Consider the following 25,403-nt stretch of genomic DNA (forward strand, 5'->3'; position numbering starts at 1 on the left):
ACCCCGATACGAAGCTCATCTGCGGTTCGGGGGTGCTTGTCAAGGCATCTTTCCCGCCTTGACAAGCACCCCCGAACCGTCAGCACAATCAAACTTCGGGGTGCCCCACGCAACCACTCACCAAGCACCTACCCCCGCCGACGCGGCTGCGCACCTACCCCCGCCGACGAGGCTGCGCACCTACCCCCGCCGACGAGGCTGCCCCCCAAACTGCTGAGCCTCCCCCAACGAAGTAGCAGTAGCCGTAGCCCCCTGCACCTTCGCCACCACAGTCACATTGTCCCCAGACTTAGGCGACCCGCTCTTCTCCGTAGAAGAATCCAACGTATAGCTCTGCTTATAACCGTCCTTGCTAGTCAAAGTCACCGAAGTAGCACTGAGCTCGGTGATCGTCCCCGTCTGCAGCCGCTCAGTCACATAGCCGCCAGCCGAATCCGCCACCACGAAATCGCCGTGCAGCGCATCCCGCAGCGCAGCCATCCCGCCCATCCCCCCGCGACCGGCAAACCCACCGGGTCCACCTGGCCCACCGAACCCGCCCGGCCCTTGCTGCGCGGCCGCGTTATTGCCACTGGTCCCCGCCCAGATCGCCAGTCCACCACCGACCGCGATCACCACCGCGACTCCCGCCGCGATCGCGGTTTTCCGGCCGGACCACGCCTTGCCCTGGCCGCTGCCGCCGGATGCGGGGGCGGGCTGCTCTCCCCAGGTCGCGCCCTCTGCTGGATCGGTCGTCATGGTCTCCTCCGGAACGTTCGCGCTTGTCCTTTCCGAGCGTCGGGGCGGCCGCTGTGCGGAAGCTGTGCCGGACGTGGGGGACACCTGTGCACCCAGGCGGGGGAACGGCGCACAGGAAACACACAGCCGGCGCACAGGCCGACCTGAAGACGGGGCCCGAAGATGGCACCATGAGCAGTGTGAACGCCGCGTCTGCCGGCCGGGGCAAGGCCGAACTGCGCCGCGCGGACGGCAGCCCGGTCCGCGTGCTGGTCGTCGACGACGAGTCGACGCTGGCCGAACTCGTGTCCATGGCCCTGCGGATGGAGGGCTGGGAGGTGCGCAGCGCGGGCACCGGCGCCGAGGCGGTGCGCGTCGGCCGCGATTTCCGGCCGGACGCCGTGGTGCTCGACGTGATGCTGCCCGATTTCGACGGCCTCGAGGTGCTGCGCCGGATGCGCGCCGAAACGCCGTATCTGCCTGTTCTTTTCCTTACCGCCAAGGACGCGGTGGAAGACCGGATCGCCGGGCTCACCGCGGGCGGCGACGATTACGTGACCAAACCGTTCAGCCTGGAAGAAGTGGCGCTGCGGTTGCGCGCGCTGCTGCGCCGGGCGGGCGGGGTGTCCGGATCGGCCGGTTCGCAGCTGGTGGTCGGCGATCTGACCCTGGACGAGGACAGTCGCGAGGTGCACCGGGGCGGCGATCTGGTGCCGCTCACGGCGACCGAGTTCGAATTGCTCCGCTACCTGATGCGCAATCCGCGCCGGGTGCTGTCGAAGGCGCAGATCCTCGACCGCGTGTGGAGCTACGATTTCGGCGGCCAGGCGAATATCGTCGAGCTGTACATTTCCTACCTCCGCAAGAAAATCGACGCCGATCGGGAACCGATGATCCACACCATGCGCGGCGCCGGGTATGTCCTCAAACCCGCCGCGGGCTGAGCGCCGCCGTCCGTGGTCGTTGCGCCGCAGGCTGATCGTTCAGCTGGCGGCGCTGCTCGCGCTGGTCTGCCTGGTCGTCGGCGTGGTCACCGAGTTCGCGTTGAACAGCTTTCTCGTCGGACAGCTCGACGGGCAGCTGTCGGCGGCGAGCGACCGCGGGTTCCGGCACGGCGTTCCGCGGCCGCCGATCAACGGTTCCGGGAAGCTGCCGCCGGATCCGCTGCGCGTGCTCGGCCAGCCCGAGGGGACGCTCAGCCTGGTCGTCCACGACGGCAAGGTCAACGGGCAGGTGATCGGCCCGTTCGGCCTCGTCCCGCTGACCCCGGAGCAGGACCGGGTCCTGCTCGTGCTCGCGCCGAACGGCCAGAGCCGCACGGTCGAACTTCCCGGGAGTCTCAAGAAATACCGGGTGGTCGCGACGTATTCGCCGCGCGGCGAGTTCACCGTGATCGGGCTGCCGATGAGCCGGGTCTCGGAAACGTTGTGGCGGCTGGGATTCATCTTCGGCGGCGTCGCGCTCGGCGGGATTCTCGTCGCCGGGTTCGCTGGTGCGGTCACGATCCGGCGCACCATGGCTCCGCTGGACCGGCTCGCCGCCACCGCTTCCCGGGTGTCCGAACTGCCGCTGGACCGCGGCGAGGTCGCGTTGTCCGAGCGAGTGCCCGAAGTGGACACTGACCCGCGCACCGAGGTCGGCAAGGTCGGTTCGGCGATCAACCGGATGCTCGGCCACATCGCCGAAGCGCTCGCCGCCCGGCATGCCAGCGAAAGCCGGGTGCGGCAGTTCGTCGCGGACGCGAGCCACGAATTGCGCACGCCGCTCGCCGCGATTCGCGGATATGCCGAACTGACCCGGCGCGGCAGCGAACAGGTGCCGCCGGACATCGCGTTCGCGATGAGCCGGGTGGAATCCGAATCGGCGCGGATGACGACGCTGGTGGAGGATTTGCTGCTGCTCGCCCGGCTCGATTCCGGGCGTCCGGTCGTGCACGGGCCGGTCGATTTGTCCCGGCTCGTCGCGGACGCGGTCGCCGATTCGCACGTCGCCGGTCCGGAACACAAGTGGCTGCTGGAACTTCCCGGCGAACCGATCGCGGTGCTCGGCGATTCCGGGCAACTGCACCAGGTCGTGCTGAACCTCCTCGGCAACGCCCGCACGCACACGCCCGCGGGCACCACGGTGACCACCGCACTGTCCACTAGGGACGGATGGGTCACTTTGTCCGTTGTGGACGATGGGCCGGGAATTCCGCCGGAAATCCTGCCCGAGGTGTTCGAGCGGTTCGCGCGCGGCGACAATTCGCGTTCGCGCGCCGCCGGAAGCACTGGGCTGGGGCTGGCGATTGTCGCCGCGGTCGTGGCCGCGCATTCCGGACGGGTGATGGTGAACAGCGGTCCGGGGCGGACCGAATTCGTGGCCTCGTTCCCGCAATTGCGTGACGGTGCCAACACTCCTTAGCGAGCGATTCACAGCCCGCGCACAGCCCGGGCCGTGAGAATGACGGGCATGACGACTGCCGTCGCGCCGCGCTGGGTGCGCCCCGCCGTCGCGGTGCTGCTGCTGGGCACCGCCGCGTTGTATCTCACGAATGTCGCGATTTCCGGCTGGGGCAATGACTTCTACGCGATGGCCGTGCAAGCGGGCACGTGGGACTGGAAAGCGTGGTTCTTCGGTTCGCTCGACCCGGGCAATGTGGTCACCGTCGACAAACCGCCGCTTTCCCTGTGGGTGATGGGATTGTCCGGGCGGATCTTCGGCTTCTCCAGCTGGAGCATGCTGGTGCCGGACGCGCTCGCCGGCGTGGGCTCGGTCGGCCTGCTGTACCTGGCGGTGCGGCGGCTTTCCGGTCCGGTCGCCGGTTTGCTGGCCGGTGCGTTGCTCGCGCTCACCCCGGTCGCCGCGCTGATGTTCCGGTTCAACAACCCGGACGCGTTCCTGGTGCTGCTGCTCGTCGCGGGCGGGTATTTCCTGGTGCGGGCGCTGGAAACGGCGAGCACGAAATGGCTGCTGCTGTCGGGTGTCGCGATCGGTTTCGGGTTCCTCGACAAGATGTTGCAGGCATTCCTGGTGTTGCCTGCCTTCGTGCTCGCCTACGCGGTTGCCGCGCCGACTTCCTTGGGACGGCGGATGTGGCAATTGCTCGCCGCCGCCGGTGCGGTGGTGGTTTCCGCGGGTTGGTGGGTGCTCGCGGTGGCGTTGTGGCCGGTCGCGGATCGGCCGTACATCAGCGGGTCGACGAACAACAGCGTGCTGGAATTGGCCTTCGGGTACAACGGGCTCGGCCGGATTTTCGGACAGTCGCACGGCGGGGACGCCCGGCCGAAGATGCCGGAGTTTTCCGGTGCCGGACACGGTTTCGGCGGTCAGGTGGGCCTGACTCGCTTGTTCACCGAGCAATTCGGCGGCGAAGCGTCCTGGCTGCTGCCAGCCGCCTTGATCGGACTCGTGGCCGGGTTGTGGTTCACCCGGCGTGCGCCGCGTACTGACCGGACTCGGGCCGCGCTGCTGCTGTGGGGCGCCTGGACAGTGCTCAGCGTCCTCGTCTTCAGTTATATGAGCGGGATCATCCACCCGTACTACACGGTCGCGCTCGCTCCGGGAATCGCTGCCACCGTAGCGATTTCCGCTACCGAACTGTGGCGTGGCCGTGCTTATCTCGCGCCGCGGGCGGTGCTCGCGGTGATGCTGGCGGCGACGGTCGCGTGGAGTTTTGTTCTCCTGCACCGGACTCCGAGCTGGCAGCCATGGGTGCGGTACTCCGTGCTGGTGCTGGGCGTCTTGGGCGTTTTCGCGTTGCTGATCGGGACTGCGCGTCGGGCAGTCGCGCTGCTGGCACTCGTGGCTGCCCTGCTGGGGATGGCCTCATTCACCGTGGCCACCGCGTCGACGGCGCATACCGGGGGAAGTCCGGCATCCGGGCCGCAGCACAAGGGCCGCATCGGTTTCGGCGGACCGCAACAGTCCAATGTGGAATTGAATCGGTTGCTGGAGTCCACGACGACGAAGTGGGCCGCCGCGGAAACCGGTGCGATGCAGGCCGCCGGGCTCGCGTTGGGCAGCGGCAAACCGGTGCTCGCCGTCGGCGGGTTCAGCGGCGGCGACCCCGCTCCGACCCTCGCGCAATTCCAGCAGTACGTGGCGAGCGGGGAGATCCACTACTTCGTCGTCGGAGCGCGCAACGGCCGCGGCGGCCCGGGTGGCAGCCGCGGCACGTCCGGGAAGATCACCGCCTGGGTCGAGCAGCACTTCCACCCCACCACGGTCGGCGGCGCGAAGGTCTACGACCTCACGCAAAAGTGACCGAGGTATTGGCTCCGCACAACACAAAACACGGCAGCTCGGCCGGGACGCGCCCGGCCAGCCAAGCGGCCAGCGGGGCCGCTGCGGCCGGTTCGACGACCAGCCGGAAGTCGCGCCACAGCAGGTCGCGCGCGGCGAGGAGCTCGGCGTCGGACACCAGCACGGACGTGACGCCCGGCGAGTTGAGGATGCCGAACGCCAGCTCGCCGACGCGGGTCGCGCCGAGTGCGGAGGCGGCGACCGAGTCGATGGTGACGTCCACCGGCTCGCCTGCGGCGAGGGCGGCGTGCAGTGCCTGGCAGTGCTCCGGCTCCACCGCGAATACCTGACGACCGTCCGCGGCCAGCGTCGCACCGGACGCCAGCCCGCCCCGCCCACCGCGACGGCGATGGCATCGACATCCGGTGCGTCGGCCACGATCTCCGCGGTCGCGGTTCCTTGTCCGGCGATGACGTCGGCGTCGTCGTACGCGTGCAGGTAGCGGGTGCCGGGTTCTTCTGCGACGGCCAGCGCGGCTGCGGCGGCCTCGCTGTACGCCGCGCCGTGCCGGATGAGCTTCGCGCCGGCCGCTTCGATGCCGGCGGCCTTCGCTTCGGGCACGGACTCCGGCACGTAGACGACAGCGGGAATGCCCAGCGCCTGCGCGGCGGTGGCGACGCCGAGGCCGTGATTGCCGCCCGACGCCGTGACGACGCGCTTCGGCTTAGGCCCGTTGAGCAGGGCATTCACCGCGCCGCGGAGTTTGAACGAACCGGACCGCTGGAGCTGCTCCAGCTTGAGCACGAGGGGACGGCCGTCGATTTCGGTGCGTAACAGCGGTGTCCACCGGACGTGTGGTCGGAGACGGAGATGGGCAGCAGCGACGTCGGCGGCGACAGGTGCGGTGCGCATATCGGCCATTCTGCTCCCGGTCCTGCTCGCTCGCGTGCCGCTCGCCGGGAAAACCCCAGCGTGTCAGGGCGCGACACGGTGCAAGAGGGCATTGTCCATCCCTTGCCGATCTCGCTAAGCTCTGCGCAGACGTGGGGTGTCCGACCATGTGCGTACCGCGACGAGTACTACTGAGAGTAGTAGCGTCCTGCGGGTGTCCCCGTTCGGTGCACTCCACGCCTCGGTCTCGTCGGGACTCCTCGGGAACGGAAGGTGACGTGGATGCGCGACGGCTCGCCCCGGTCGCGGGAATCCGCTGCGCGGCTGCTTGACCGCCTCGGGATCCGCACCGTGCAGGCGCGAGTGACCGTGCTGGTCGTGGCTCCGCTGGTCCTGGTCTTGGCAGCGGCGGTTCCGCTCGTGGTTGCCCAGGTCACCGCCGCGTCGGCAGCCGCGACCGCTTCGGACACCGCCGCGCGAGGGCAGCGGGTGGGCGGCCTGGTCGGGCAGTTGCAGCGGGAAAGCCTGCTCACGGCCGCTTTTGTCGCTGACCCTTCGGCCACCAATTCAGCGCTCGTCCGGCAGCAGCAGACGGTCGACAGCGCTGCGCACGGCGTCGCGGACAGCCTGGTCAGCCCCGGTGGTGAACTGGCGAAACTGCGGCAGAAGGCGCTCAATCGTCAGATTTCCGTAGCTGATGTCGCTTCCGGCTACGATTCCATGTCCGTCGGGCTGATCGACGCACTGGGACTGGCCACTTCGGACAGCTCCGGGGCAAGGACGCTCGACGCCCTGCTGCGCGCGGACGAACAGCGAGCGGCCCGGGCGAGCGCGCTGATCGCGTCCGCCGGAGCCGATCGCGCAGGTCAGCGCGCTGCCGTCTACGGAGAACAGTTCGCCCGGCTGGCGGGGAAGCAGGACGCGGCACAGGTCGACGCGGTCGAGGCCGGAGCGACGGCCCAGCAGCTTGACCGGCTGGCCGCGGCACCGCGGCAGGACCGGCAGTTTGTGTCCGATGTGGTCACTGCCGGTACTCAGCTCGCCGATCAGCGCGACGCGATGGAGACCCGGCTCGCCGACGCGATTGCCGGCGCGGCCTCCGCGAAAGCGTCCAGCGCGACCCGGACGGCCTTCATCGTCGGCGGCGCCGCGATTGTCCTTTTCGGACTGGTTGCCGCGTTGTCCGTGCTGGCCGCGCGCTCCATTGCCCGGCCGCTGCGGCGGCTGAGCAGGCAAGCCCGCTCGACCGCCGACCTCGCTGCGCCTGAATTGGTTCAGGCCGCCGAACCGGGATCGGGCCCGCCGCAACCGCTGCTGCCCGCGCTCGAGGCGGACACCGGCGGCGAACTGGCCGAGCTGGCCGAGGCGTTCAACCGGCTCCGCGGCACCGCGGTGGAAGCGGTGACCGAGCAGGCGAACACGCGTCGCGCCGGGGTGCAGCTGCTGGTCGGAGCGGCCAAGCGCACGCAGAATCTGGTCGCGGGCCAGCGCACCGCGATCGAGGAATTGACGCGCGGCGCCGACGATCCGGTGCTGCTCGCCGGGCTGCACCGCGTGGGGCACGCGGCCCTCCGGCTGCGGCGCACCGCGGACGATTTGCTTGTGGTGACGGGAAATCGCGACGAGACCCGGGTCGGCGGTCCGATCGAACTGGCCACCGCGTTGCGTTCGGCCGCCGCGGAAATCGACGACGAATCCCGGATCCGGCTCGGCGAACCGGCGGAGGCGCTGCTCGCGCCGTCGCTGGGGATCGACCTGGTGCTGCTGTTCGCCGAACTGTTGGAAAACGCCGCCGCGTTCTCCCCGCCGGAGTCGCTGGTGGAGATTTCGACGGAGTTCCAGTCGTCGGGCGACCTGCTGGTGCGCATCGCCGATCACGGCGTCGGGCTGTCCGCGGACCGGTTGGCGCAGGAGAACCGCCGCCTCGCCGAACCGGTCGACGAGGCGTCCGGGCAGCAGCTCGGACTGGCCGTGGTCGGACGGCTCGCGCAGCGGCATTCGCTGCGGGTCGAACTGGAGTCCACTCCGGACGGTGGCGTGACGGCGAAGATCTCGGTGCCGCAGGCGCTGTTCACCCGCGACGTCGATTTCCGGCGCGGTCCTGGGCTTTTCGAACCGGGCCAGGTACCCGACCCCCGGCCGGTGCTGCTGCCCGCGCCCGCGATCGCCGCGTTGTCCACGCCGACTCCGGCCGGATTCCGGTGGTTCACCGACCCGCCGGAGCCGGAAGCCGACGAGCCGGCGCAGGACGAGGCTCCGAAATGGCCGGAAGCGGAGCCGGAATTCGCTTCCCGCGCCGGAACGCTGGAACTTCCCGACGAGCCGGAAGAGTCCACAGAGGACGTTCCGGACACCGCGGACCCGTCTCCGACGCACCAGTTCACCGTGGTGCAGCCGGAATCCCGCGACGGCGTCTTTCGCCGCGTCCCCGGCGCGCAGCTGGCCCCCGGGCTCAAGCTGCCGCAGATCGTCCGCACCCCGTTGCCGCGCCGCGAATTGCGCGATCCGGCCGCCGAGCGGGCCACCTTCGACTCGTTTTCCGACGGCGTCGCCAAAGCACAGCAAGTCACCGCCCAGCAGGCCGATCAAGGAGGATCATGACCGTTCCCGCCGCCGCGCAGAACTTCAACTGGCTGGTCAACCGCTTCGCGCTGCACACCGCGGGTGCGATCGCCGCGCTCGCGGTGTCCGCGGACGGGCTGCTGATCGCCGCGTCGCAGGACCTCGACCGCGCGGACGCCGACCGGCTCGCGGCGACCTGCTCGGCGATGCTCGCGCTGGCACAGAGCGTGTCCGAAAGCCATCCGCTCGGCGATCCGGACAAGGTCGTGGTCGAACTGGAACGCGGCTACCTCGTAGTCTGCACCATCAGCATCGGCTGCTCGCTCGGCGTGCTGGCCAACAAGCAGGCCAGCCTCGGCACGATCGCCTACGAGATGGCGATGTTCGCCAACCGCGCGTCCGAAGTCCTCACCCCCGCGCTGGTCGAGGAGTTGAAGAACACCACGTTCGCCTGACCCGTGAAGATCCTCGTGCTTGGCCCGGCCGGAGCCGGGAAAACGACGGCGGTGCACGCCGTTTCGGAGATCGCGCCGGTGCGCACCGACGCCGGCGACACCACCGCGGCGCTCGACTTCGGCAGGCTCGGCGAGGGCGAGCGGCGCCGCTACCTGTTCGGTGCGCCGGGACAGGCCCGGTTCTGGTTCCGCTGGCCCGACCTCGTGCGGGGCGCGGACGCGGCGCTCGTGGTGGTCGACCCGCGGCGGATCGCGGACGCCTACCCGGTGCTCGACGCGGTCGAAGGGCTGCGGCTGCCGTTCGTGGTCGGGGTGAACTGCTTCGACGGCCTGCTCACGCGTCCGCTGCACGACGTGCGCTGGGCGTTGACCGTGCGCGACGGCATTCCGGTGCATCCGTTCGACGCCCGCGACCCGGCGTCCGTGCGCGAGGTGCTCGACCTCGTCGAGGCCGCCGTGGTGCGGGGGTCGGAGGCGCGGCAACCGAGTCCGCTATAGTCGTCTGCGGGGACCCCCCGTGGCGTCCACCCTGTGAACTTCCCCAGGGCCGGAAGGCAGCAAGGATAAGCGGGCTCTGGCGGGTACGGGGGGAACCCGCTTTTTTTATGCCTTAAAACAGGCCTAGTACGTCATCCGGCGGCGTCGGCGAAGGCAGCGCCTCCGCGTCGAAGACCGGCGCGGCCTTCCCCCGCAGCTGCCGCAGCTCATCGCCGTGCACCACCCGCGCCGGATACGGCGAGGACGCCGCGCGCCGGGTCAGCTCCGCGGTCGGCAGGTCGAGCCGCGAGGCGGCCAGCACGAGATTCCCGAACCGGCGGCCGCGCAGCACGCTGGGCTCGGCCAGCAGGACGACGTGCGGAAACACCTCCGCCAGCGTCGCGAGGAACCGGCGGGCGAACGGCAGGCCGGGGCCGTCGGAGATGTTCGCCAGCATCGTGGCGCCCGGTCGGAGCACGCGGGCCACCTCGGTGACGAACTCGACCGTCGCCAAGCCGCTTGCCAGCGTCGCGCGCTCGAAGGCGTCGAGCACGATCAGGTCCGCCGTCGCGTCGTGCCTGCTGCGCACGCCCGTGCGGCCGTCCTCGATCCGTACCCGCAGCTTCGGGACGCTGCGCAGGTCGAGCTGTTCGCGGACCAGGTCGATCAGCGGCTCGTCGGCGTCGAAGACCAGCTGCCGCGAACCCGGTCGCGTCGCGGCGACGTAGCGCGGCAGGGAGCAGCCCGCGCCGCCGACGTGCAGCGCGTCGAGCGGGCCGGGCGGAAGGAAGTCGACCAGGTCGCCGAGCCGGCGCACGTAGTCGAACTCGAGGTTCGTCGGGTCGTCCAGATCGACGTAGGACTGCGCCACCCCGCCCACCGAAAGCATCCACGCGTTGGGCCGATCGGCGTCGCGCAGCAGCTCGGCGGTCCCGAACCGCACCGGATAAGTGCCCGGCCGCGGGCCGCTCGGCGCACGGCCGCGACCGGAACGGGAGGGGCTCACCGTGCTCACTGTAGTCTCGGGCTCGTGGCTCTCGCGCTGTACCGGAAGTACCGTCCGGCGACCTTCGCCGAGGTCGTCGGCCAGGAGCATGTGACCGAACCGCTGCGCACGGCGCTCGCCGCCGGGCGCATCAACCACGCGTACCTGTTCTCCGGGCCGCGCGGCTGCGGCAAGACGTCGAGTGCGCGGATCATGGCGCGCTCGCTCAACTGCGCCAAAGGCCCGACCCCGGATCCGTGCGGCGAGTGCAACTCGTGCCGCGCGCTCGCGCCGGAAGGCCCTGGCAGCGTCGACGTCACCGAACTCGACGCGGCCAGCCACGGCGGTGTGGACGACGCCCGCGAACTGCGGGACAAGGCGTTCTACGCGCCCGCCGAATCGCGCTATCGCGTGTTCATCATCGACGAGGCGCACATGGTCACCACGCAGGGCTTCAACGCCCTGCTGAAGATCGTCGAAGAACCGCCTGAGCACCTGATCTTCATCTTCGCCACCACCGAGCCGGACAAGGTGCTCACCACCATCCGCTCGCGCACGCACCACTACCCGTTCCGGCTGATCCCGCCGAGCTCGATGCGGGAGCTGCTGGAACGCAACGTCGCCGCCGAGGGCGCGACGGTCGAACCTGCGGTGTACCCGCTGGTGATCCGCGCCGGCGGCGGTTCGGCTCGCGACACGCAGTCGGTGCTCGACCAGCTGCTCGCCGGGGCCGGTCCGGAAGGCGTCACGTACCCGCGGGCGGTGGCGCTGCTGGGCGTCACGGACACCGCGCTGATCGACGCGGTGATCGACGGGCTCGCGAACGACAACCCGGCTGAAGTGTTCGGCACCGTCGAGAAACTCGCCGACGCCGGACACGACCCGCGCCGCTTCGCCACCGACCTGCTCGACCGCCTGCGCGACCTGCTGCTGATGCGCGCCGTCCCGGAAGCGGGCGAACGCGGCCTGGTCGCCGCGCCGGACGACGAGCTGAAGCGGATGACCGAGCAGGCGGAGAAGCTCGGCCCGGCCACGCTGTCCCGCTACGCCGACATCGTCCACAGTGGACTGCTCGAGATGCGCGGCGCGACGTCGCCGCGGCTCGTGCTCGAACTGCTCTGCGCGCGGATGCTGCTGCCGTCGGTCACCGAGGCGGAGAAAGCCTTGCTGGCGCGGATCGAACGGCTCGAGCGGCGGCCCGCTGGCGTGCCTGCTCCCGCCGCGGCCCCTGCTGTTTCCGCGCCCAATGCCGGTCCCGCACCCGCTCCGGCGGCTACCGCTGCTCCGGCGGAGGCACCGGCTCGGTTCCAGCGGCCTTCGCAGCGTCCGGCGCAGGAAGCTCCCGCCGAACGTCCGGCGGCGGAGGCGCGTCCGGCGGCCGAAGAACCGGCGCGCCCGGCGCGTCCGGAGGTCAGCCGTCCGGCTCCCGTCGAACCGCCTGCCGCGGCTGCTCCCGCACCGGAGGCCCCGCCCGCTCCGCCTGCTGAGGAGGCCCCGGCCGCGGGCGGAATCGACGCGGCCAAGGTGCGCGAGAAGTGGCCGCAACTGCTGGCGTCGCTGCGTAAATTCACCGGCGGCCGGGCGCTCGAAGCCATGCTCACGCAGGCGACGGTCGCCGAGGTCGACGGTTCGGCGGTCACGCTGACGCACAAGTCCGAACCGCTCGCGCGGCGGCTGAGCGACCAGGGCAACGCGAGCAAGATCGCGGCCGGGCTGAGCGAGGTGCTCGGCGGCGAATGGCAGGTCCGCTGCGTGCACGGCGCGGCCCCGGCAGCCGCTCCGGCGCGGCAGGCTCCCCGGCAGCAACCGACGGCACCGGCTCCGGAGCGGTCGTTCACGCGTCCGTCCGCGGCCGCGCAGACTCCCTCGGCAGCGCCGCCTGCCCCGCCGAAGCCCGCGGCGGAAGCGCCGAGCCGTCCGCGCGTCACCACGAGCGAACCGGACATCCCGCTCCCGCCCGAGCCCACGGACGAGGACGACGACATCTACTCCGAGGACTCCAGCCCGGTCCCGCCTCCTCCGCCGCCGCCCGCGGAGGAGGATCCGGAGCAGATCGCACGGAAGCTGCTCTCGGATCACCTCGGCGCGCGTCCGCTGGACTAGCGGATCAGCCGGACCGTGAGCGGGTGCGACGTCGGCGGCGTCTGCACGGTCACGGTCCGGGTCGCGGCGTCCCAGGTCCAGCTTCCGCTGCGCCGACCGTCGACGTACACCGCGGCTGGCTTGGCGGCATTGGTGAACCGGACCGTCCAAGTGCGTTGCGAGGCACCGATCGCGAGCATTGCCGAGTGGGCATTTTCGGTGTAGCGCAAGGCAGTCGAGGACCGCTCCTCCTGGAGAGTGAACGCGCCGTTGTGGCCGCCAGCCACCGTGACGGTCGCGGCGGTCAGCGGATCGTGCGCGTCCCCGGCGACATTTCCGCTGCGGGTGACCATGATTCCGCCCGAGCGCACGAACACCGGCATCGTGTCCCAGCCCGTGGTGATCTGCGCGCTGGTGCCGCCGGGGTAGGTCTTGCCGGTGAAGTAGTCCGTCCAGTCGCTGCCTGGCGGGAACCAGACGCTCGTGGTCGCGGTGGCACCCGGGCTGGTCGCCGGAGCCACGAGGACGTCCGGGCCGTACAGGTATTCCCCGCCCGCCTGCGCGTACGCCTCCTGCTGATCCGGATATTGCAGGTACAGCGGTCGCACGATCGGCATTCCGGTCGCGGTCGCCTGCTGCGCGAGCGAGTAGGTGTACGGCACGAGATTTTCGCGCAGGTTCAGGAATTTCGTCGCTGACGCGTCCGCGGCGGCTCCGTACTGCCAGGGCAGCCGGTCGCTGTGGTTCGAGTGCAGCCGATCGATCGGCTGGAACGTGCCGAGCTGCACCCAGCGCGCGTACAGATCGTCCGGCAGCTTGGTGCTGCCCGGCTCCGTGCCCGGCTGCTGCAACCCGCCGGTGTGCCCGCCGATGTCGTGGCTCACCGAAGCCAGTCCGGTCGCCGCGGATTCACCGGGGGTGTAGCCGACCTCGAAGGCCAGCGTTGCCCAGTCGGAAATGGTGTCGCCGGTGAAGTGCAGCGTGGTGCGCTTGTCCGCCCACGGACCGGTCGGCACGGCGGTCGGCGAGCTGTATCCGCCGGCTTGCAGCGAGCCGTACGCGCGGGAGAACGCGAAGCCGCCGTGCTGTGCGTACTGCTGGTTGATCCACGCGTCCGGGGTGACGCCGGCGAGGCTGGATTTCGAGGCGTCGCAACACCAATCGAGCCACCAGACGTCGTTGCCCTGCTGTTCCATCGGCCGGTGCAGGTCGAAGTAGGCCCGCAGCTGGTCGGGGTCGCCGAAGTCGAAGACGTAGCAATCTTTTCCGCAGCTGGGCTGAAGTTTGCCCTTCGCGGTCGCCTGCGCGGCCGGGAACTGCGGGTCGTCGCCGCGGATGCTCGGGTGGATGTTCAGCGACGTGTGCAGGCCCTGGTCGTGCGCCCACTGGAAGAACGCCTTCGGGTCGGGGAAGCGGGTCGGGTCGATTTCCCAGCCGTTCCACCGGTCCGGCGATTTGAAGTCGGTGTCCACGACAAGCATGTCGAGCGGTACCTGCTGCTCACGGAATTTCGGCACGATCGTCTGCTCGAAGTCAGCGGCGGTGCGGTCGTAGTACTCGGAATACCAGACGCCGTAAGCCCAGTGGGGCAGCAGCAGCGACGGTCCGGTCAGCTGCGCCAGTTCCTGGAGCGCTTGGCCGTAGTCCTGGCCGTAAGCGAAGACGTAACCGTCCTGGTAGTTCTCGCTGCTGGGTCGCTGGGTGACGACTTTGGTGCGCGGGTCGTACAGCGCCGATGCGGTGTCGTCCAGAAGCGACCAGCCGTCCTGGTAAAGGATTCCTGGCGCGGTGACCGCGGTTCCGTCGACGCCGTCGAGTCCGCGTCGGTATCCGCCGAGCGGCGCGTGCGGGGCGAGCAACACCGAATGCGCGGCGGTGACGGCGACGGTGTCGAGGTTGACGTGGCAGTTCGAGTCCGGACAGGACAGTGTGACGGTGTTGGTGCCAGCCTTGAGCTGAACCGGGATTGCCTTGGTGCGCCAGGAATTCCAGCTGCTGGTCGACGCCAGGGTCAGATTGGTGGCGGTGCCGCCAGTTTGGAGCGTCAACGAGGTTGGCTGGGTTTGGCCGGAAACGGCGGTCGCGTCGGCGTAGCGCAGCTGCAGGTCGTAGGCACCGTCGGCGGGGACGCCGGTGATCGTCAGCGCGTCCGAAGCGCCGGATCGCTCCATGCCAGCGAGGAAGGCCTTGCCGGAGTGTCCGTCGTGGTCGTTGGCCGGGTGTGCGCCTCCGGACAGCGCGCCTTGCTCGGCCTCGCAGAGGACACCGAACGCACACGGCGTCGGCGCGGGCGGCACGGGTTGCGGGTACTCGGCACCGGTGTTGACCAGGGCGAGGCTGTCGATGTTGACGTTGCCCGAGTCGCCGGTGCCGCGCTTGACGGTCACCTGGTGCTGTCCTGCGGGCAGCGTGATCGGCACGGTCGCGACGGCCCAGGTGTCCCAGTCCGCGGTCGCCGGAAGGGTGATGGTCCGCGCGTTCGCACTGTCCACGAGGACGCTGAGTGTGCGGGCGGTGTGCTGTCCGTCGCCGCCGGTTCCGTTGGCGTAGCGCAGATCCAGCTGGTGATCACCGGGGGCGGTGGCGCGGAAGGCCAGGCTGTCGCCGGGATTGATGAAGCCCGCCGCGAAACCGTCGCCGGTGTAGCCGCGGTGGTCGGTAGCCGTGCCTGGCCCGTTGAGCTGCAGATGTTCGGCCTCGCAGAGGGCGCCGAAAGCGCAGGCCGGCGTCAGCTTGCCCGCCCACGGCCGCGCGGTGACGTCCTGGCCGCCGGTTCGCAGCTGGACGGTGAGGTTGTCGTCGGAGAACGCGCCCGAGTCGAGCTTGTAGCGCAGCTGGACGGCGCTGGTCCGGATGGTCAGCCAGCCGTCGCGTTTCGTTGCGGTGTAAGGGGTTTTGGAGAAACTGCCGCGGCCGATCGCGTTGAACGTGCCCGCGTCGACGAACTTGGCGTCACCCGCGTATTCGGTGCGGATGAGCGTCGGCGACAGGACTTCGAACCGCGCTGGCCCGGCGGTCACCGACTGTGGAGCGGCCTCGGCGACTCCCGTCGACACGAGAGTGCCCGCCATGGCTGCCACGGCGAACAGCCGTACCAGTCGTCCTCGGAGTGAAGTTGCCACCGACGCCTCCTCGAAAGGTCCCCAGCGACGGTAAGTCGGGACCGATCAAGAAAGAAGACGGTGTCCGGTGTTCTGTCCGCTCAGTAGCCCTTTCGGCTCTCTGCGTCAGGCACCGGCCAGGTACGCCTCGATCGCCTTCGCGATGGCCTGCGCGTAGTGCGCCCGGCCCGCCGCCGAGGACATCTGACCGGCCTCGTCGGCGTTGCGCATGTTGCCGCATTCGACAAGCACGGCGGGCCGGGTCGACAGGTTCAGCCCGCCCAGATCATTCCGTGGGGAGAGGCCCGCCGAGCCGATGTAAGTGGAGGTGGGAAAGCCGTCGTCGCGGATTCCGTCGCGCATCGTGCGCGCCAGCTTCAGCGAAGGTTCGCCCTGCGCCGCGTTCAACGGCGGTGCCGAGTACGCGACGTGGAAGCCGTGCGCGGTCGGCGAAGTGGAGCCGTCGGCGTGGATCGAGACCACCGCGTCGGCGTTCGCGTCGTTGCCGATCCGCGCGCGCTCGTCGACGCACGGGCCGACGCCGGAGTCGTTCTGTCGCGTGTAGACGACTTTGATTCCCTTGGCCGCCAACGCATTCCCGACCTGCTGCGCGACCGCGAAGGTGAAGGCGTGCTCCGGGTACCCGGCGTTGGTCGAGGTGCCGGTGGTGTTGCACGGCTTCGTCTGCCCGCGCCCGGCGGGCACTTTCCGGTTGATCTCGCCGGGGTGCGAGGCGTTGCCGCCGTTGTGTCCGGGATCGAGGACCACGACCTTGCCCGAGCCGACCGGCGGCACGGCGGACGTCGAGGGCGGGCTGGAAGACGAGGACGGCGCCGGTGGCGGGCTGGAAGACGACGGGCTCGGCGTCGCGGATCCCGGGGACGACGTCGGCGCGGCGGCCGGAGACGGAGGCGTCCCGCCGCCGCCGGAACACGCCGTGAGCAGCAGCAGGCCGGTCAGCAGCGGGAGTGTCTTCGCTCGCACGCGACCACGGTGCCACAGCACACGCGTGCCGCGGGGACGGACGCGCCGGACTCGCGGCTAGGCTGGGGAGGAACACCCAAACGCGGAAGGACCGAGTGCGATCATGGTGCAACCCGGCGGCGGCGGCTTCGACCTGTCGCAGATCATGCAGCAGGCCCAGCAGATGCAGCAGAAGCTGGTGGAGGCCCAGGAGGAACTCGCCAACACCGAGGTCACCGGCACCGCGGGCGGCGGTCTGGTCACCGCGACGGTGTCCGGCGACAGCCAGCTGAAGGGCCTCGTCATCGACCCGAAGGTGGTCGACCCGGACGACGTCGAAACCCTGGCCGACCTGGTGGTCGCCGCGGTGCGCGACGCGTCGGCGAGCGCGCAGAAGCTCACCGAGCAGAAGCTGGGCCCGCTGGCGGGCGGCCTCGGCGGCGGCATGCCGGACCTCGGCAGCCTCGGCTTCGGCGGCTGACACTTGTACGAAGGTGTCGTCCAGGACCTGATCGACGAACTGGGGCGGTTGCCCGGCGTCGGTCCGAAGAGTGCCCAGCGCATCGCGTTCCACCTGCTGGCCGCCGACCCCGCGGACATCGCGCGGCTGCAGGACGTGCTGGGCAAGGTCAAGGAAGGCGTGCAGTTCTGCGAGATCTGCGGCAACGTCTCGGAACAGGAAACGTGCCGGATCTGCCGCGACGAACGCCGCGACCTCACGGTGATCTGCGTGGTCGAGGAGCCGAAGGACGTGCTGGCGGTCGAGCGGACCCGCGAGTTCAAGGGCCGCTACCACGTCCTCGGCGGCGCTCTGGACCCGCTGTCGGGCATCGGCCCGGAGCAGTTGCGGATGCGGGAACTGCTGAAGCGCATCGGCGAGGCGGACGTCCGGGAGATCATCATCGCGACCGACCCGAACACCGAGGGCGAGGCGACCGCGACGTACCTGGTGCGGATGCTGCGCGATTTCCCGGGCCTCTCGGTGACGCGGCTGGCGTCGGGGCTGCCGATGGGCGGGGACCTCGAGTTCGCGGACGAACTGACTTTGGGCCGCGCGTTGTCCGGGCGGCGCGCGCTCTGAGCTGTTGACAGGGAAGGACGCGGCCTTGGCGCCGCGTCCTTTTTTGCACTGGGGGAGGCACGATGACCTGGGTGGATCCCGTCCGTACCCGGCTCTGGTCGACGACGGAGTTCGTGGACCTCGTGGATTGCACCGAGCGGCCGCACACGCGGTACGGCGAGGACCTGGCCGGCGCGATCATGCTCACCGTGTCCGGGGTGGTGATTCTCGACGATAATCTGGCTTCGGAGATCGAAGGACTGTGGTCTGCTGTCGCGCATCTCGTCGCGGAGTACCGGAAAACCGGCTCCGCGCGGTCACCCTTCCCGGACCAGTCGCTGGAGCTCGCGCTGGACCGGGTGTCGCGAGGGCTGGTTCGGATCACCGTCAGCGGCAGCGATTTCCGCCGGACCTCGGTGGCCGGGGAAGCGGACCTGTTGTCGGGGCTGGTCGCCGGCGGGCTTCAGTTCTTCGAGAAGATGGCTGAGCTGACGCAGGATTTCTACGTCCGGGAGATCCAGCTGCTCGAGGGTCAGCAATAACCCAGCTGTGCCAACGAGTTCACCACGATATCCGACGGATGGTATTTGTCCGTCCAGGACTGTCCGCGGCGATTTCGGTACGTGGACAGGAATTCCCGCAGCCGGTCTCCGCGCATCTCGGTCAGGACGACGTTCTCGCCGATGCCCACGTGTCGTTCGGTGCGGGCCCGGTGGACCGCGCACGGGACGCCGAGGTAACCGCATTCCTCCTGCAACCCACCGGAGTCTGTGACCACGTACTCGGCTCGCGCGACCAGCGGCAGGAACTTCAGGTACCGCATCTTCGGCTGCGCGATGAACTTGTCGTCGAAAAGCTCGTCCAGGCCCAGCGCGCGGATCTTCTCCCGCTCCGGCGCACCGGCCAGGTACAGGACCGGCATCTCGCGGCTCTGCGCGCGCAGGATTTCCAGTGCCTCGCGGTACTTGTCCGCCCGCGACACCAGTTCGAACCGGTGCAGCGTCGCCAGGCCGAACTTCTCCGGCAGGCCCGGCACGTCCAGCGGCTGGTCGACGACCTGACGCATCGAGTCGATCGCCGTGTTCGCCTCGGTGTTCACGACGACGCCGCGGGCGCCCCGCAGGTTGTGCACCTCGCGCTCGCTCGGCGAGAAGTGGATGTCCACGAACTTCCCGGCGATCTTGCGGTTCAGTTCCTCCGGCAGCGGCGACAGGATGCTGCCCGACCGCGTGCCCGCCTCGATGTGCCCGACGCGGGCCTTCAGGATCTTCTTGCCGATCAACGCTCCGTACGGCGTGGTGAACGTGTCGCCGTGCACCAGCACGAGCGGCGGGCGGCCGTCCTCGCTCAACTGGGCGCGGAGTTCGGCGCGGCGACTCCACGCGGTGCGCATGACCTGCGCGGCCCAGCCCGGCACCTGCGCCGGGGATTCGAGGTCGCGTGCCCGCGCGCGAGGCACGAACCACAGATCCGGTTCGGGCAGCCGCAGATCGGACAGGACGTCGGCGACCTCGTCCACGTGCTGTGCGGTGAACCAGAGCTTCGGGGTCGCTCCGCGCTCGGCGACGCGGTGGAAGACCGGCGCGATCTTGATCAGTTCCGCGGTGGTGCCTGCGACGAAGGAAATCACCGTGGGAGCCCAATCAACAGAGGGTTAGCGACGGCGGCAAGGATACTGCGCATTCCCGCCGGTCAAGTGCAGGGTAGCCTCGCCGCGTGAGTGCTCACCCGCTCCTTCCGTCGCTCAGCGTCGTGATCCCGGTCCACAACGAACAGGACTGGATCGACCGCAGCGTGGGCGCGCTGATCGCCTCCGCCGAGGCGGCCCGGTGGCCGGTCGAGGTGCTCGTCGTGGACGACGGGAGCACCGACGGCACGCCCGGGAAGCTGGCCCGGCTGCGCGAGGAACACGGCATCACGGTGCTGACCCAGCCCAACGGCGGCCGGTTCGAGGCCCGCCGCGCCGGGATGGCGAAGGCCTCCGGCGACTGGCTGCTGCTGCTGGACAGCCGGGTCATCGTCGACGCGGGAAGCCTCGCCTTCCTGCGCGAGCAGCTCGTCGAACACCCCCAGCGCGCGGTCTGGAACGGCCACATCCACGTCGCCTCCGAGCACAATCCCTACGCCGGATTCATGGCCGGCCTCGTCGCCGTCGGCTGGCGGCGGTACTTCGCGGACCCGAAGCTGACGTCGTTCGGCATCGAGGAGTTCGACCGCTACCCCAAGGGCACCACGTTCTTCTGCGCCCGCCGTGACCTGCTGGAGGGCGCGGCGGCCGCGTTCGAGTCGCTGTTCGACGACGTCCGGCTCGCCAGCGACGACACCCGGATGCTGCGCTGGATCGCCGAACGCGCGCGGATTTTTCTGGCCCCGCAGTTCTCCGCGATCTACCACGGGCGTGATTCCTTCAGAAAGTTCTACGCTCAGTCATTCTTTCGGGGGACAACCTATGTGGATTCCTACCTAAATTCACCCGGTCCAGCGAGAAACGCGTTATTTTGCTCGCTCGCTGTAGGCGTGATTGGTGCCGGACTTGCGGTGAAAATGCCGAAGACAACGGTCGCGCTCGGGGCGACCGGAAGCGTCGCGGCGGCCGCCGTGGTGAAGAAGTGCGGGGCCACCAACGCCGAGGCGCGCGCGGTCAGCACCCTGCTGCCGGTCTTCGCGGCCGGCTTCGGCTCGGGGGTGTTCCGGGGGCTCTACCTGGCATTACGCGCATGGCTGCGGCGTCGATGAGCGTGACCGAAGAGACGGCAGGCGGAGTCGTCCGCGACACCCACCGCACCGCGGGGAAACTCGGCGGTTCGCTGCTCGCGTCGATCGTCCTCGGCTACGTCCTCACCGTCGCTTGTGCGCGGCTTCTGCCGCCGGACCAGTACGCCACGTTCGTCACCTTCTGGGGTCTGCTGATGGGGCTCGGCAGCGCGCTTTCCCCGCTTGAGCAGGAGCTTTCCCGGCAGTCCGCGGTGGCCGCGCTCGCTGGCGGGCTCGCCGGCCGGGGTGCGCTCCGGGCCGTCGCCACCGCCGCCGCGGTGGCCGCCGCGTTCGGGCTCGCGCTGCTCGTCCCGCCGGTCCGCGACCGGCTTTTCCCCGGCTACGGGGAACTCGCCCTCGTCGTGCTGGCCGGCGGCGTCGCGTTCGCCTGCCAGTTCGGCGTTCGCGGCCTGCTGATCGGGCAGCACCAGGTGAAGCATTTCGCCTGGCTGGTGGTCGCCGAACCGGCGGTTCGCGCGCTGGTCCTGGGCCTGCTGGTCCTCGCGACGGCCTACCGGCTGGTCCCGTTGGCGCTGGCAGTCGCGGCGGGTTCGTTCGCCTGGCTGCTGTTCGTCCGCCAAGGCTGGCGGCTGCTCGACGTCCGCGCCGAGGGCGACGGCTGGCCAGTCACCGTCCGCCGGATGCTGATGCTGCTGCTCGGCGCCGCGCTCACCGCGAGCGTCATCACCGGATATCCCGCGCTCGTCGGCCTGCTCGCACCGGGCGGCGACCGCGGCCGGCTCGGTGCGGTCTTCGCCGCGCTGGTCATCGCCCGGTTGCCATTGACGCTGGTAGGGCCGGTGCAATCGCTCGCGGTGCCGTTCGTCGTACGGCTTTCCACGAGCGACGCCGGACGGCACCGGCTGCGTCGCGTGCTGCTGCTCGGCACGTTCGCCTCGCTCGCGCTGGCCGCGCTCGGCGCGCTGGTCGGCCTGCTGATCGGCCCGTGGGCGGTGGGGTTCGTCTACGGCGCCGGCTACCAGGTGGACGGCTGGGCGGTCGCCGGGCTCGTCTGGTCCTCGGTGCTGCTGGTGCCCATGCAGTTGCTCACCGCGGTGCTCGTCGCGCGCGCCCAGGCCAGACGCGTGTTGATCACGTGGACGGTGGTCGCGGCCACCGCTTCGGTGCTGCTGCTGGCGGTACCCGGGGACACCGTTTTCCGTGCCGTGATCGCACTCGCCGCCGCGCCAATGACCGGCCTCGCGGTTGTGCTCGCATTCGTTCTCGTCAATTCGTCGATCATGGCAACGAACCACTCCGATGAAACGGCGGAATAGCGCCGCAGTAGTGTGACTTCGCAGCCTCCGGCATCGGTGTGCGGCGAAGGCAAAATGGTGCTCACGGTTGGACCGCGAAATCGATGAACGTTCTTCTGGTGCTGCTCGCGTTCTGGGTGCCCGGGCTCGTCTTCGGGGCTGCCGTCCGGCTGCGCGGGTGGACGCTCGCCGCCACCGCGCCGCTGCTCACTTTCGGAGTCGTCGCGCTCGGCGTCCCGGTGCTCGGCGGCCTCGGCATCCGCTGGACGATGCTCGCGGTCGCGCTCTGGACGCTCGTGCTCGCGATCGTCGGCTTCGGGCTGGCGTTCGCCGCGCGACGGCTGCGCGCGCGCCGTCATCCGGACTGGACGGTCGAAGAACTTCCGAAGCTCCCGCTGCGCGACCACGTCGTGATGGCGGCGGGCGTCGCCGCGGGCCTCGTCGTGGGCGCGGTCGCTTTTCTGCGCGGCACCAACGGGATCAACACGGTCCAGCAGGGCTGGGACGCGCCGTTCCACGGCAACCTGATCCGCTGGATCGCCGAACACGGCGACGCCCGGCCGTCCACCGTGGGCACGATCGCGAACCTGCCCAACCAGACCAACTACTTCTACCCGGACACCTACCACGCACTGCTCTCGCTGGTCTTCGGCAAGGGCGGGCTGACCATGATGCCCACGCTGAACCTGGCCGCGCTGGCAGTGGTTTTCACCGTGCCGGTCGGCGTCGCGGCGCTGTGCCGCGTGTGGGGAATGCCGGCGCTCGGTACCGCCGCGGCCGCCGCGGTCACCACGTGGTTCAGCGCGTTCCCGTACGACTCGCTGTGGCGCGGTCCGCTGTGGCCGTACGTCGCGGGGGTCGCGCTGATCCCGGCGATGCTCGTGCTCGCGCGGTACCTGCTGAAGCCGGACGGCGCGACGGGCCCGGTGGCGCTCGGGGTCGGCGTTGCCGGACTGTGCGGGCTGCACACCAGCCTCGTGTTCGTGCTCGGCGCGTACTTCCTGCTCATCCTGCTCGCGGTGCTGCTGCGCTACGAGAAGATCGATTGGCGGCGCAGTGCTCCCACGCTGATCGCGACCGTCGGACTGGCGATCGCGTTCGGCGTGCCGCTCGTGCTGCCGTCGCTGTACAACGCGAGCGGCGTGACGAGCGCGCACTGGCCGACCGAGGCGACACTCGCCGGCGGCCTCGGCGAAACACTGACGTTCTCCCCGATGTCGGAGTTCCCGCAGTGGTGGGTCGGCGTGCCCGCGTTCATCGGCATCGTGCTGCTGGTGCGACACCGGCGGATGCTGTGGCTGGTCGGCGCGTACGTCGTGTTCGGCGGCCTGTTCATGGTTTCCGTGTCTCTCGAGTCGAACCTCGTGCGGTCGGTCACGAGCGTCTTCTACAACGACCACTGGCGGATCGCCGCGCTCGTGCCGCTCGCCGGAGCGGTGGCCTTCGGCGAGTTCGCGCACACCTTCGTCGCCTGGCTGGTCCGCAAAATGCAGCCACGGGTGAAGCTCAAGCCGGTCGCGCTCACCGGCGTCGCCGTGCTGCTGCTGGTTGTGGTGCTCGGCGGGCTGAGCGGGGGCGGTTACGTCGGTCGCAACGCGGTGCGGCTGGCGGCCAGGTACCAGGACGGGCCCACCGTGTCCAAAGCGGAGGAAGCCGCGTATGCCTGGCTCGCGCAGCACACGGTGCCCGGCGAACGCGTGATGAACAACAAGGCCGACGGTTCCGCGTGGATGTACGCGCTGTCCGGCGTGACGCCGGTCGAGTGGAACTTCTACGGAGCCGGTCCGGGCACGACGGCCGCGTACCTCAGCGACCAGGTCGACCAGGTCGGCACGTCGCCGCGGGTCCGCAGGGACCTCACGGACCTGCGCGTGCGCTATGTCATCCAGGGCAAGGGGCTGGCCACCGCTACCGCGATCCAGTCGGCGGGCGTCGCCCGGATCGCCGAGGGCCCGATGTTCCACGTCGTCTTCCGCAATTCCGACGCGACGATTTACGAGATCGCGGGACAGTCCGGCGTCGCGGTGGCACCCGCGCTGAGCACTTCGCACGGGGAGTGAGCGCTCATGGCTGACTTGTCCGGCACGCTCGTGCACACCCGCCGCGTGCTCATCGTGATCCCGGCCTTCAACGAGCAGGACAGCGTCTCGTCGGTGCTCGCCCAGATCAAACGGTCGCTGCCCGGCATGGACGTGCTGGTCGTCGACGACGGTTCGCTCGACCGCACCGCCGAACTCGCCCGCGAGGCGGGAGCCAGGGTGGTCCGGCTGTCGGTGAACCTCGGCGTCGGCGGCGCGATGCGCACCGGATTCCGTTACGCCGTCTCGCGCGGCTACGACACCGTGGTCCAGGTCGACGCCGACGGACAGCACGATCCGGCCGAGGTCGGCGCGCTGCTGCGACTGCTCGACGAGGGAGCCGACCTCGCGATCGGCTCCCGGTTCGCGGGCAAGGGCTCGTACCGGGCCGTCGGTCCGCGCAAGTACGCGATGGCCGTGCTGTCGCTGGTATTCAGCAAGCTGGCCGGGACCAGGCTCACCGACGTCACGTCCGGGTTCAAGGCGATGGGACCGCGCGCGATCCGGCTGTTCGCCGCCGGCTACCCGGCCGAATACCTCGGCGACACGGTCGAGGCGCTCATGCTGGCGATCCGGGCGAAGCTCGCGATCGCGGAAACCCCGGTCCTGATGCGGGAGCGGGCGGGCGGCACGCCGAGCCATTCGCCGGTGAAATCCGCCGTGTACCTGGGCCGCGCGGGGCTGGCGCTGCTGCTCGCCCTGGTCCGCCGCCGTCCCTCCGTCGATTCTTCCGACGCCGTGTAAGGAGGCCCTCCATGGCAGGCTGGCGGGTGCTGAGCATCGTCATCGCGTGTCTCGTGCTGTTCGTCGTCATCGAGATGATGCGGCGGCGCAAACTGCGCGAGAAGTACGCTGGCATCTGGCTCGTGGTGGCCATCGGGGTCGTGATCCTCGCCGTGGTGCCCGCGGTGGCGAACTTCGTGGCGCACCTGACGGGCGTGGAGACCCCGTCGAACTTCGTCTTCTTCCTGTCCGGAGTGGTCCTCGCGATGGTTTCGCTGCAGCTTTCGACCGAGGTCGGGCACCTGGAGGAAGAGGTGCGGACCTCAGTCGAGGAGACCGCTTTGCTGCGCTGCGAGCTGGAAGACACCCAGCGCGAGCTCGAAGCACGCATCGCCGAACTGGAGAAGCGCACGACCGCGCCGGACACCGTGGACGGCCTGCCCGAAGCGAGGCCGGCACGCGTTCCCTGATCTCCGCACTGCTCGCCGCCCCGCCCCGGCTCGGCGGCGTTCGGATGCTCGCCGTCGACGGTCCGTCCGGAGCCGGGAAGTCCACTATCGCCGCCGAGACGGTCGAGGCTCTCGGTTCGCGTGCCGCGTTGGTCAGCACGGACGCCTTCGCCACCTGGGACGATCCCGTCGCGTGGTGGCCGCAGCTGGAAGACGGAGTGCTGACGCCGCTGGCACAGGGCCTGCCCGGCGAGTACCGGCGGATGGACTGGACCTCTGGCACTCCGCGGCCGGGCGAGCTGGTGCACGTCGAGGCGCCCGAGGTGCTGGTGCTGGAAGGCGTGTCGAGCGGACGCCGCGCGGTGCGGTCCCGGTTGTCGTGGCTGTGCTGGGTCGAGGGCGGCACCGAGGCTGAACGGTTGTCCAGGGCAGTCGCCCGGGACGGCGAGCCAGCGCGGGCCGAACTGCGCCGCTGGCAGTTGTTCGAGCGCGGCTGGTTCGCCGTCGACGGCACCCGGGAGGCCGCCGACCAGCTGGTCTGAACAACCGGAATCCCGGCTCGACATCGGTTTGCGGCAGGCGAAATGGCTATTGCGCGGAATGCGCGAGCACGGCGGACGCGAGTG

General features: G+C 70.0%; 21 protein-coding genes, 1 other RNA gene and 1 pseudogene. 17 read left to right on the forward strand and 6 right to left on the reverse strand.

Going from position 1 to position 25,403, the window contains the following annotated elements; translation table 11 throughout:
- Nucleotides 1-180: 180 nt before the first annotated feature.
- Nucleotides 181-738 carry a hypothetical protein gene (locus PUT80_RS40305; protein WP_275295288.1) on the reverse strand — a complete coding sequence of 186 codons (558 nt, stop codon included), beginning with the start codon at nucleotides 736-738 and terminating at the stop codon, nucleotides 181-183.
- 170 nt (nucleotides 739-908) lie between these two features.
- Between PUT80_RS40305 and PUT80_RS40310 the strand changes: the two genes are divergently transcribed.
- The 3 genes from PUT80_RS40310 to PUT80_RS40320 are packed head-to-tail and all read left to right on the forward strand — an operon-like array spanning nucleotide 909 to nucleotide 4,962.
- Nucleotides 909-1,661 carry a response regulator transcription factor gene (locus PUT80_RS40310; protein WP_037808517.1) on the forward strand — a complete coding sequence of 251 codons (753 nt, stop codon included), beginning with the start codon at nucleotides 909-911 and terminating at the stop codon, nucleotides 1,659-1,661.
- A complete protein-coding gene (locus tag PUT80_RS40315; protein ID WP_275295289.1) occupies nucleotides 1,636-3,120 on the forward strand; it encodes a HAMP domain-containing sensor histidine kinase in 1,485 nt (494 codons plus the stop codon). Before PUT80_RS40310 ends, PUT80_RS40315 begins: the two co-directional genes overlap by 26 nt.
- Nucleotides 3,121-3,168: 48 nt before the next feature.
- The gene (locus tag PUT80_RS40320; protein WP_275295290.1) at nucleotides 3,169-4,962 is read left to right on the forward strand and encodes a glycosyltransferase family 39 protein; all 1,794 of its coding nucleotides are present in this window, start codon (nucleotides 3,169-3,171) and stop codon (nucleotides 4,960-4,962) included.
- Here PUT80_RS40320 and PUT80_RS40325 read toward each other — a convergent pair.
- Nucleotides 4,949-5,853, reverse strand: a pseudogene (locus tag PUT80_RS40325) (serine/threonine dehydratase). The gene PUT80_RS40320 and the pseudogene PUT80_RS40325 sit on opposite strands and share 14 nt — an antisense overlap.
- A gap of 261 nt (nucleotides 5,854-6,114) precedes the next feature.
- On the opposite strand from PUT80_RS40325, the gene PUT80_RS40330 reads away from it, so the two are divergent.
- The 4 genes from PUT80_RS40330 (at nucleotide 6,115) to ffs (ending at nucleotide 9,452) form a co-directional block, all read left to right on the forward strand.
- Nucleotides 6,115-8,433 carry an ATP-binding protein gene (locus tag PUT80_RS40330; RefSeq protein ID WP_275295291.1) on the forward strand — a complete coding sequence of 773 codons (2,319 nt, stop codon included), beginning with the start codon at nucleotides 6,115-6,117 and terminating at the stop codon, nucleotides 8,431-8,433.
- Nucleotides 8,430-8,849, forward strand: coding sequence for a roadblock/LC7 domain-containing protein (locus tag PUT80_RS40335; RefSeq protein WP_043834557.1), 420 nt, complete (start codon nucleotides 8,430-8,432; stop codon nucleotides 8,847-8,849). The genes PUT80_RS40330 and PUT80_RS40335 overlap by 4 nt, the downstream gene beginning before the upstream one ends.
- A 3-nt stretch (nucleotides 8,850-8,852) precedes the next feature.
- Complete coding sequence (locus PUT80_RS40340; protein WP_037808510.1) at nucleotides 8,853-9,347, forward strand: ATP/GTP-binding protein; 495 nt, start codon at nucleotides 8,853-8,855, stop codon at nucleotides 9,345-9,347.
- A gap of 5 nt (nucleotides 9,348-9,352) precedes the next feature.
- Nucleotides 9,353-9,452: signal recognition particle sRNA small type (gene ffs, locus PUT80_RS40345), an RNA gene on the forward strand.
- A 7-nt stretch (nucleotides 9,453-9,459) separates the two neighbouring features.
- Here the strand turns inward: ffs and PUT80_RS40350 are convergent.
- Nucleotides 9,460-10,269: a fused MFS/spermidine synthase gene (locus PUT80_RS40350; RefSeq protein ID WP_205669831.1), complete on the reverse strand. Its 810-nt coding sequence runs from the start codon at nucleotides 10,267-10,269 to the stop codon at nucleotides 9,460-9,462.
- A gap of 87 nt (nucleotides 10,270-10,356) precedes the next feature.
- Between PUT80_RS40350 and PUT80_RS40355 the strand changes: the two genes are divergently transcribed.
- Nucleotides 10,357-12,414, forward strand: coding sequence for a DNA polymerase III subunit gamma and tau (locus tag PUT80_RS40355; RefSeq protein WP_275295292.1), 2,058 nt, complete (start codon nucleotides 10,357-10,359; stop codon nucleotides 12,412-12,414).
- Here PUT80_RS40355 and PUT80_RS40360 read toward each other — a convergent pair.
- Both PUT80_RS40360 and PUT80_RS40365 read right to left on the reverse strand, forming a co-directional pair.
- On the reverse strand, nucleotides 12,411-15,515 hold the full coding sequence (locus PUT80_RS40360; protein WP_275295293.1) for a TIM-barrel domain-containing protein: 3,105 nt from the start codon (nucleotides 15,513-15,515) through the stop codon (nucleotides 12,411-12,413). The two genes, PUT80_RS40355 and PUT80_RS40360, sit on opposite strands and share 4 nt — an antisense overlap.
- Nucleotides 15,516-15,620: 105 nt before the next feature.
- On the reverse strand, nucleotides 15,621-16,457 hold the full coding sequence (locus tag PUT80_RS40365) for an N-acetylmuramoyl-L-alanine amidase (RefSeq protein WP_238608218.1): 837 nt from the start codon (nucleotides 16,455-16,457) through the stop codon (nucleotides 15,621-15,623).
- Nucleotides 16,458-16,581: 124 nt separating this feature from the next.
- Between PUT80_RS40365 and PUT80_RS40370 the strand changes: the two genes are divergently transcribed.
- The 3 genes from PUT80_RS40370 to PUT80_RS40380 all read left to right on the forward strand — a co-directional run bounded on the left by PUT80_RS40370 (nucleotide 16,582) and on the right by PUT80_RS40380 (nucleotide 18,059).
- The gene (locus PUT80_RS40370; RefSeq protein WP_037808500.1) at nucleotides 16,582-16,938 is read left to right on the forward strand and encodes a YbaB/EbfC family nucleoid-associated protein; all 357 of its coding nucleotides are present in this window, start codon (nucleotides 16,582-16,584) and stop codon (nucleotides 16,936-16,938) included.
- 3 nt (nucleotides 16,939-16,941) lie between these two features.
- Nucleotides 16,942-17,538 carry a recombination mediator RecR gene (recR, locus tag PUT80_RS40375; protein WP_037808499.1) on the forward strand — a complete coding sequence of 199 codons (597 nt, stop codon included), beginning with the start codon at nucleotides 16,942-16,944 and terminating at the stop codon, nucleotides 17,536-17,538.
- Between the two features lie 62 nt (nucleotides 17,539-17,600).
- Entirely contained in the window at nucleotides 17,601-18,059 is a 459-nt protein-coding gene (locus PUT80_RS40380; RefSeq protein WP_134727578.1) for a hypothetical protein, read from the forward strand.
- On the opposite strand, the gene PUT80_RS40385 is transcribed toward PUT80_RS40380, so the two are convergent.
- Nucleotides 18,050-19,147 (reverse strand): UDP-N-acetylglucosamine 2-epimerase, encoded by a 1,098-nt coding sequence (locus tag PUT80_RS40385; RefSeq protein WP_037808497.1) that lies wholly within the window; start codon nucleotides 19,145-19,147, stop codon nucleotides 18,050-18,052. The two genes, PUT80_RS40380 and PUT80_RS40385, sit on opposite strands and share 10 nt — an antisense overlap.
- An 86-nt stretch (nucleotides 19,148-19,233) precedes the next feature.
- Here PUT80_RS40385 and PUT80_RS40390 point away from each other — a divergent pair, with 86 nt between their 5' ends.
- The 6 genes from PUT80_RS40390 (at nucleotide 19,234) to PUT80_RS40415 (ending at nucleotide 25,319) form a co-directional block, all read left to right on the forward strand.
- Entirely contained in the window at nucleotides 19,234-20,253 is a 1,020-nt protein-coding gene (locus PUT80_RS40390; protein WP_275295294.1) for a glycosyltransferase family 2 protein, read from the forward strand.
- Nucleotides 20,250-21,548 carry a hypothetical protein gene (locus tag PUT80_RS40395; protein ID WP_275295304.1) on the forward strand — a complete coding sequence of 433 codons (1,299 nt, stop codon included), beginning with the start codon at nucleotides 20,250-20,252 and terminating at the stop codon, nucleotides 21,546-21,548. The genes PUT80_RS40390 and PUT80_RS40395 overlap by 4 nt, the downstream gene beginning before the upstream one ends.
- Before the next feature lie 83 nt (nucleotides 21,549-21,631).
- A complete protein-coding gene (locus PUT80_RS40400; protein WP_238603901.1) occupies nucleotides 21,632-23,587 on the forward strand; it encodes a DUF6541 family protein in 1,956 nt (651 codons plus the stop codon).
- A gap of 6 nt (nucleotides 23,588-23,593) precedes the next feature.
- The gene (locus tag PUT80_RS40405) at nucleotides 23,594-24,349 is read left to right on the forward strand and encodes a glycosyltransferase family 2 protein (protein WP_051728631.1); all 756 of its coding nucleotides are present in this window, start codon (nucleotides 23,594-23,596) and stop codon (nucleotides 24,347-24,349) included.
- An 11-nt stretch (nucleotides 24,350-24,360) separates the two neighbouring features.
- Nucleotides 24,361-24,798, forward strand: a complete 438-nt coding sequence (locus PUT80_RS40410; protein WP_037808489.1) for a DUF2304 domain-containing protein — start codon at nucleotides 24,361-24,363, stop codon at nucleotides 24,796-24,798.
- A gap of 44 nt (nucleotides 24,799-24,842) precedes the next feature.
- The gene (locus tag PUT80_RS40415) at nucleotides 24,843-25,319 is read left to right on the forward strand and encodes a uridine kinase (protein WP_275295295.1); all 477 of its coding nucleotides are present in this window, start codon (nucleotides 24,843-24,845) and stop codon (nucleotides 25,317-25,319) included.
- The last annotated feature ends 84 nt before the right edge of the window (nucleotides 25,320-25,403 follow it).

This window comes from Amycolatopsis sp. La24, from assembly GCF_029087445.1.
Taxonomy (GTDB): domain Bacteria; phylum Actinomycetota; class Actinomycetes; order Mycobacteriales; family Pseudonocardiaceae; genus Amycolatopsis; species Amycolatopsis nivea.

What these genes read in the sequence shown, in the direction of transcription:
- PUT80_RS40380 (WP_134727578.1), top strand. Translation starts at nt 17,601, where the DNA reads ATGACCTGGGTGGATCCCGTCCGTACCCGGCTCTGGTCGACGACGGAG.
- PUT80_RS40415 (WP_275295295.1), top strand. Translation starts at nt 24,843, where the DNA reads ATGCTCGCCGTCGACGGTCCGTCCGGAGCCGGGAAGTCCACTATCGCC.
- PUT80_RS40315 (WP_275295289.1), top strand. Translation starts at nt 1,636, where the DNA reads ATGTCCTCAAACCCGCCGCGGGCTGAGCGCCGCCGTCCGTGGTCGTTG.
- PUT80_RS40335 (WP_043834557.1), top strand. Translation starts at nt 8,430, where the DNA reads ATGACCGTTCCCGCCGCCGCGCAGAACTTCAACTGGCTGGTCAACCGC.
- PUT80_RS40370 (WP_037808500.1), top strand. Translation starts at nt 16,582, where the DNA reads ATGGTGCAACCCGGCGGCGGCGGCTTCGACCTGTCGCAGATCATGCAG.
- PUT80_RS40405 (WP_051728631.1), top strand. Translation starts at nt 23,594, where the DNA reads ATGGCTGACTTGTCCGGCACGCTCGTGCACACCCGCCGCGTGCTCATC.
- PUT80_RS40330 (WP_275295291.1), top strand. Translation starts at nt 6,115, where the DNA reads ATGCGCGACGGCTCGCCCCGGTCGCGGGAATCCGCTGCGCGGCTGCTT.
- PUT80_RS40410 (WP_037808489.1), top strand. Translation starts at nt 24,361, where the DNA reads ATGGCAGGCTGGCGGGTGCTGAGCATCGTCATCGCGTGTCTCGTGCTG.
- PUT80_RS40305 (WP_275295288.1), bottom strand. Translation starts at nt 738, where the DNA reads ATGACGACCGATCCAGCAGAGGGCGCGACCTGGGGAGAGCAGCCCGCC.
- PUT80_RS40395 (WP_275295304.1), top strand. Translation starts at nt 20,250, where the DNA reads ATGAGCGTGACCGAAGAGACGGCAGGCGGAGTCGTCCGCGACACCCAC.
- PUT80_RS40400 (WP_238603901.1), top strand. Translation starts at nt 21,632, where the DNA reads ATGAACGTTCTTCTGGTGCTGCTCGCGTTCTGGGTGCCCGGGCTCGTC.
- PUT80_RS40310 (WP_037808517.1), top strand. Translation starts at nt 909, where the DNA reads ATGAGCAGTGTGAACGCCGCGTCTGCCGGCCGGGGCAAGGCCGAACTG.
- PUT80_RS40320 (WP_275295290.1), top strand. Translation starts at nt 3,169, where the DNA reads ATGACGACTGCCGTCGCGCCGCGCTGGGTGCGCCCCGCCGTCGCGGTG.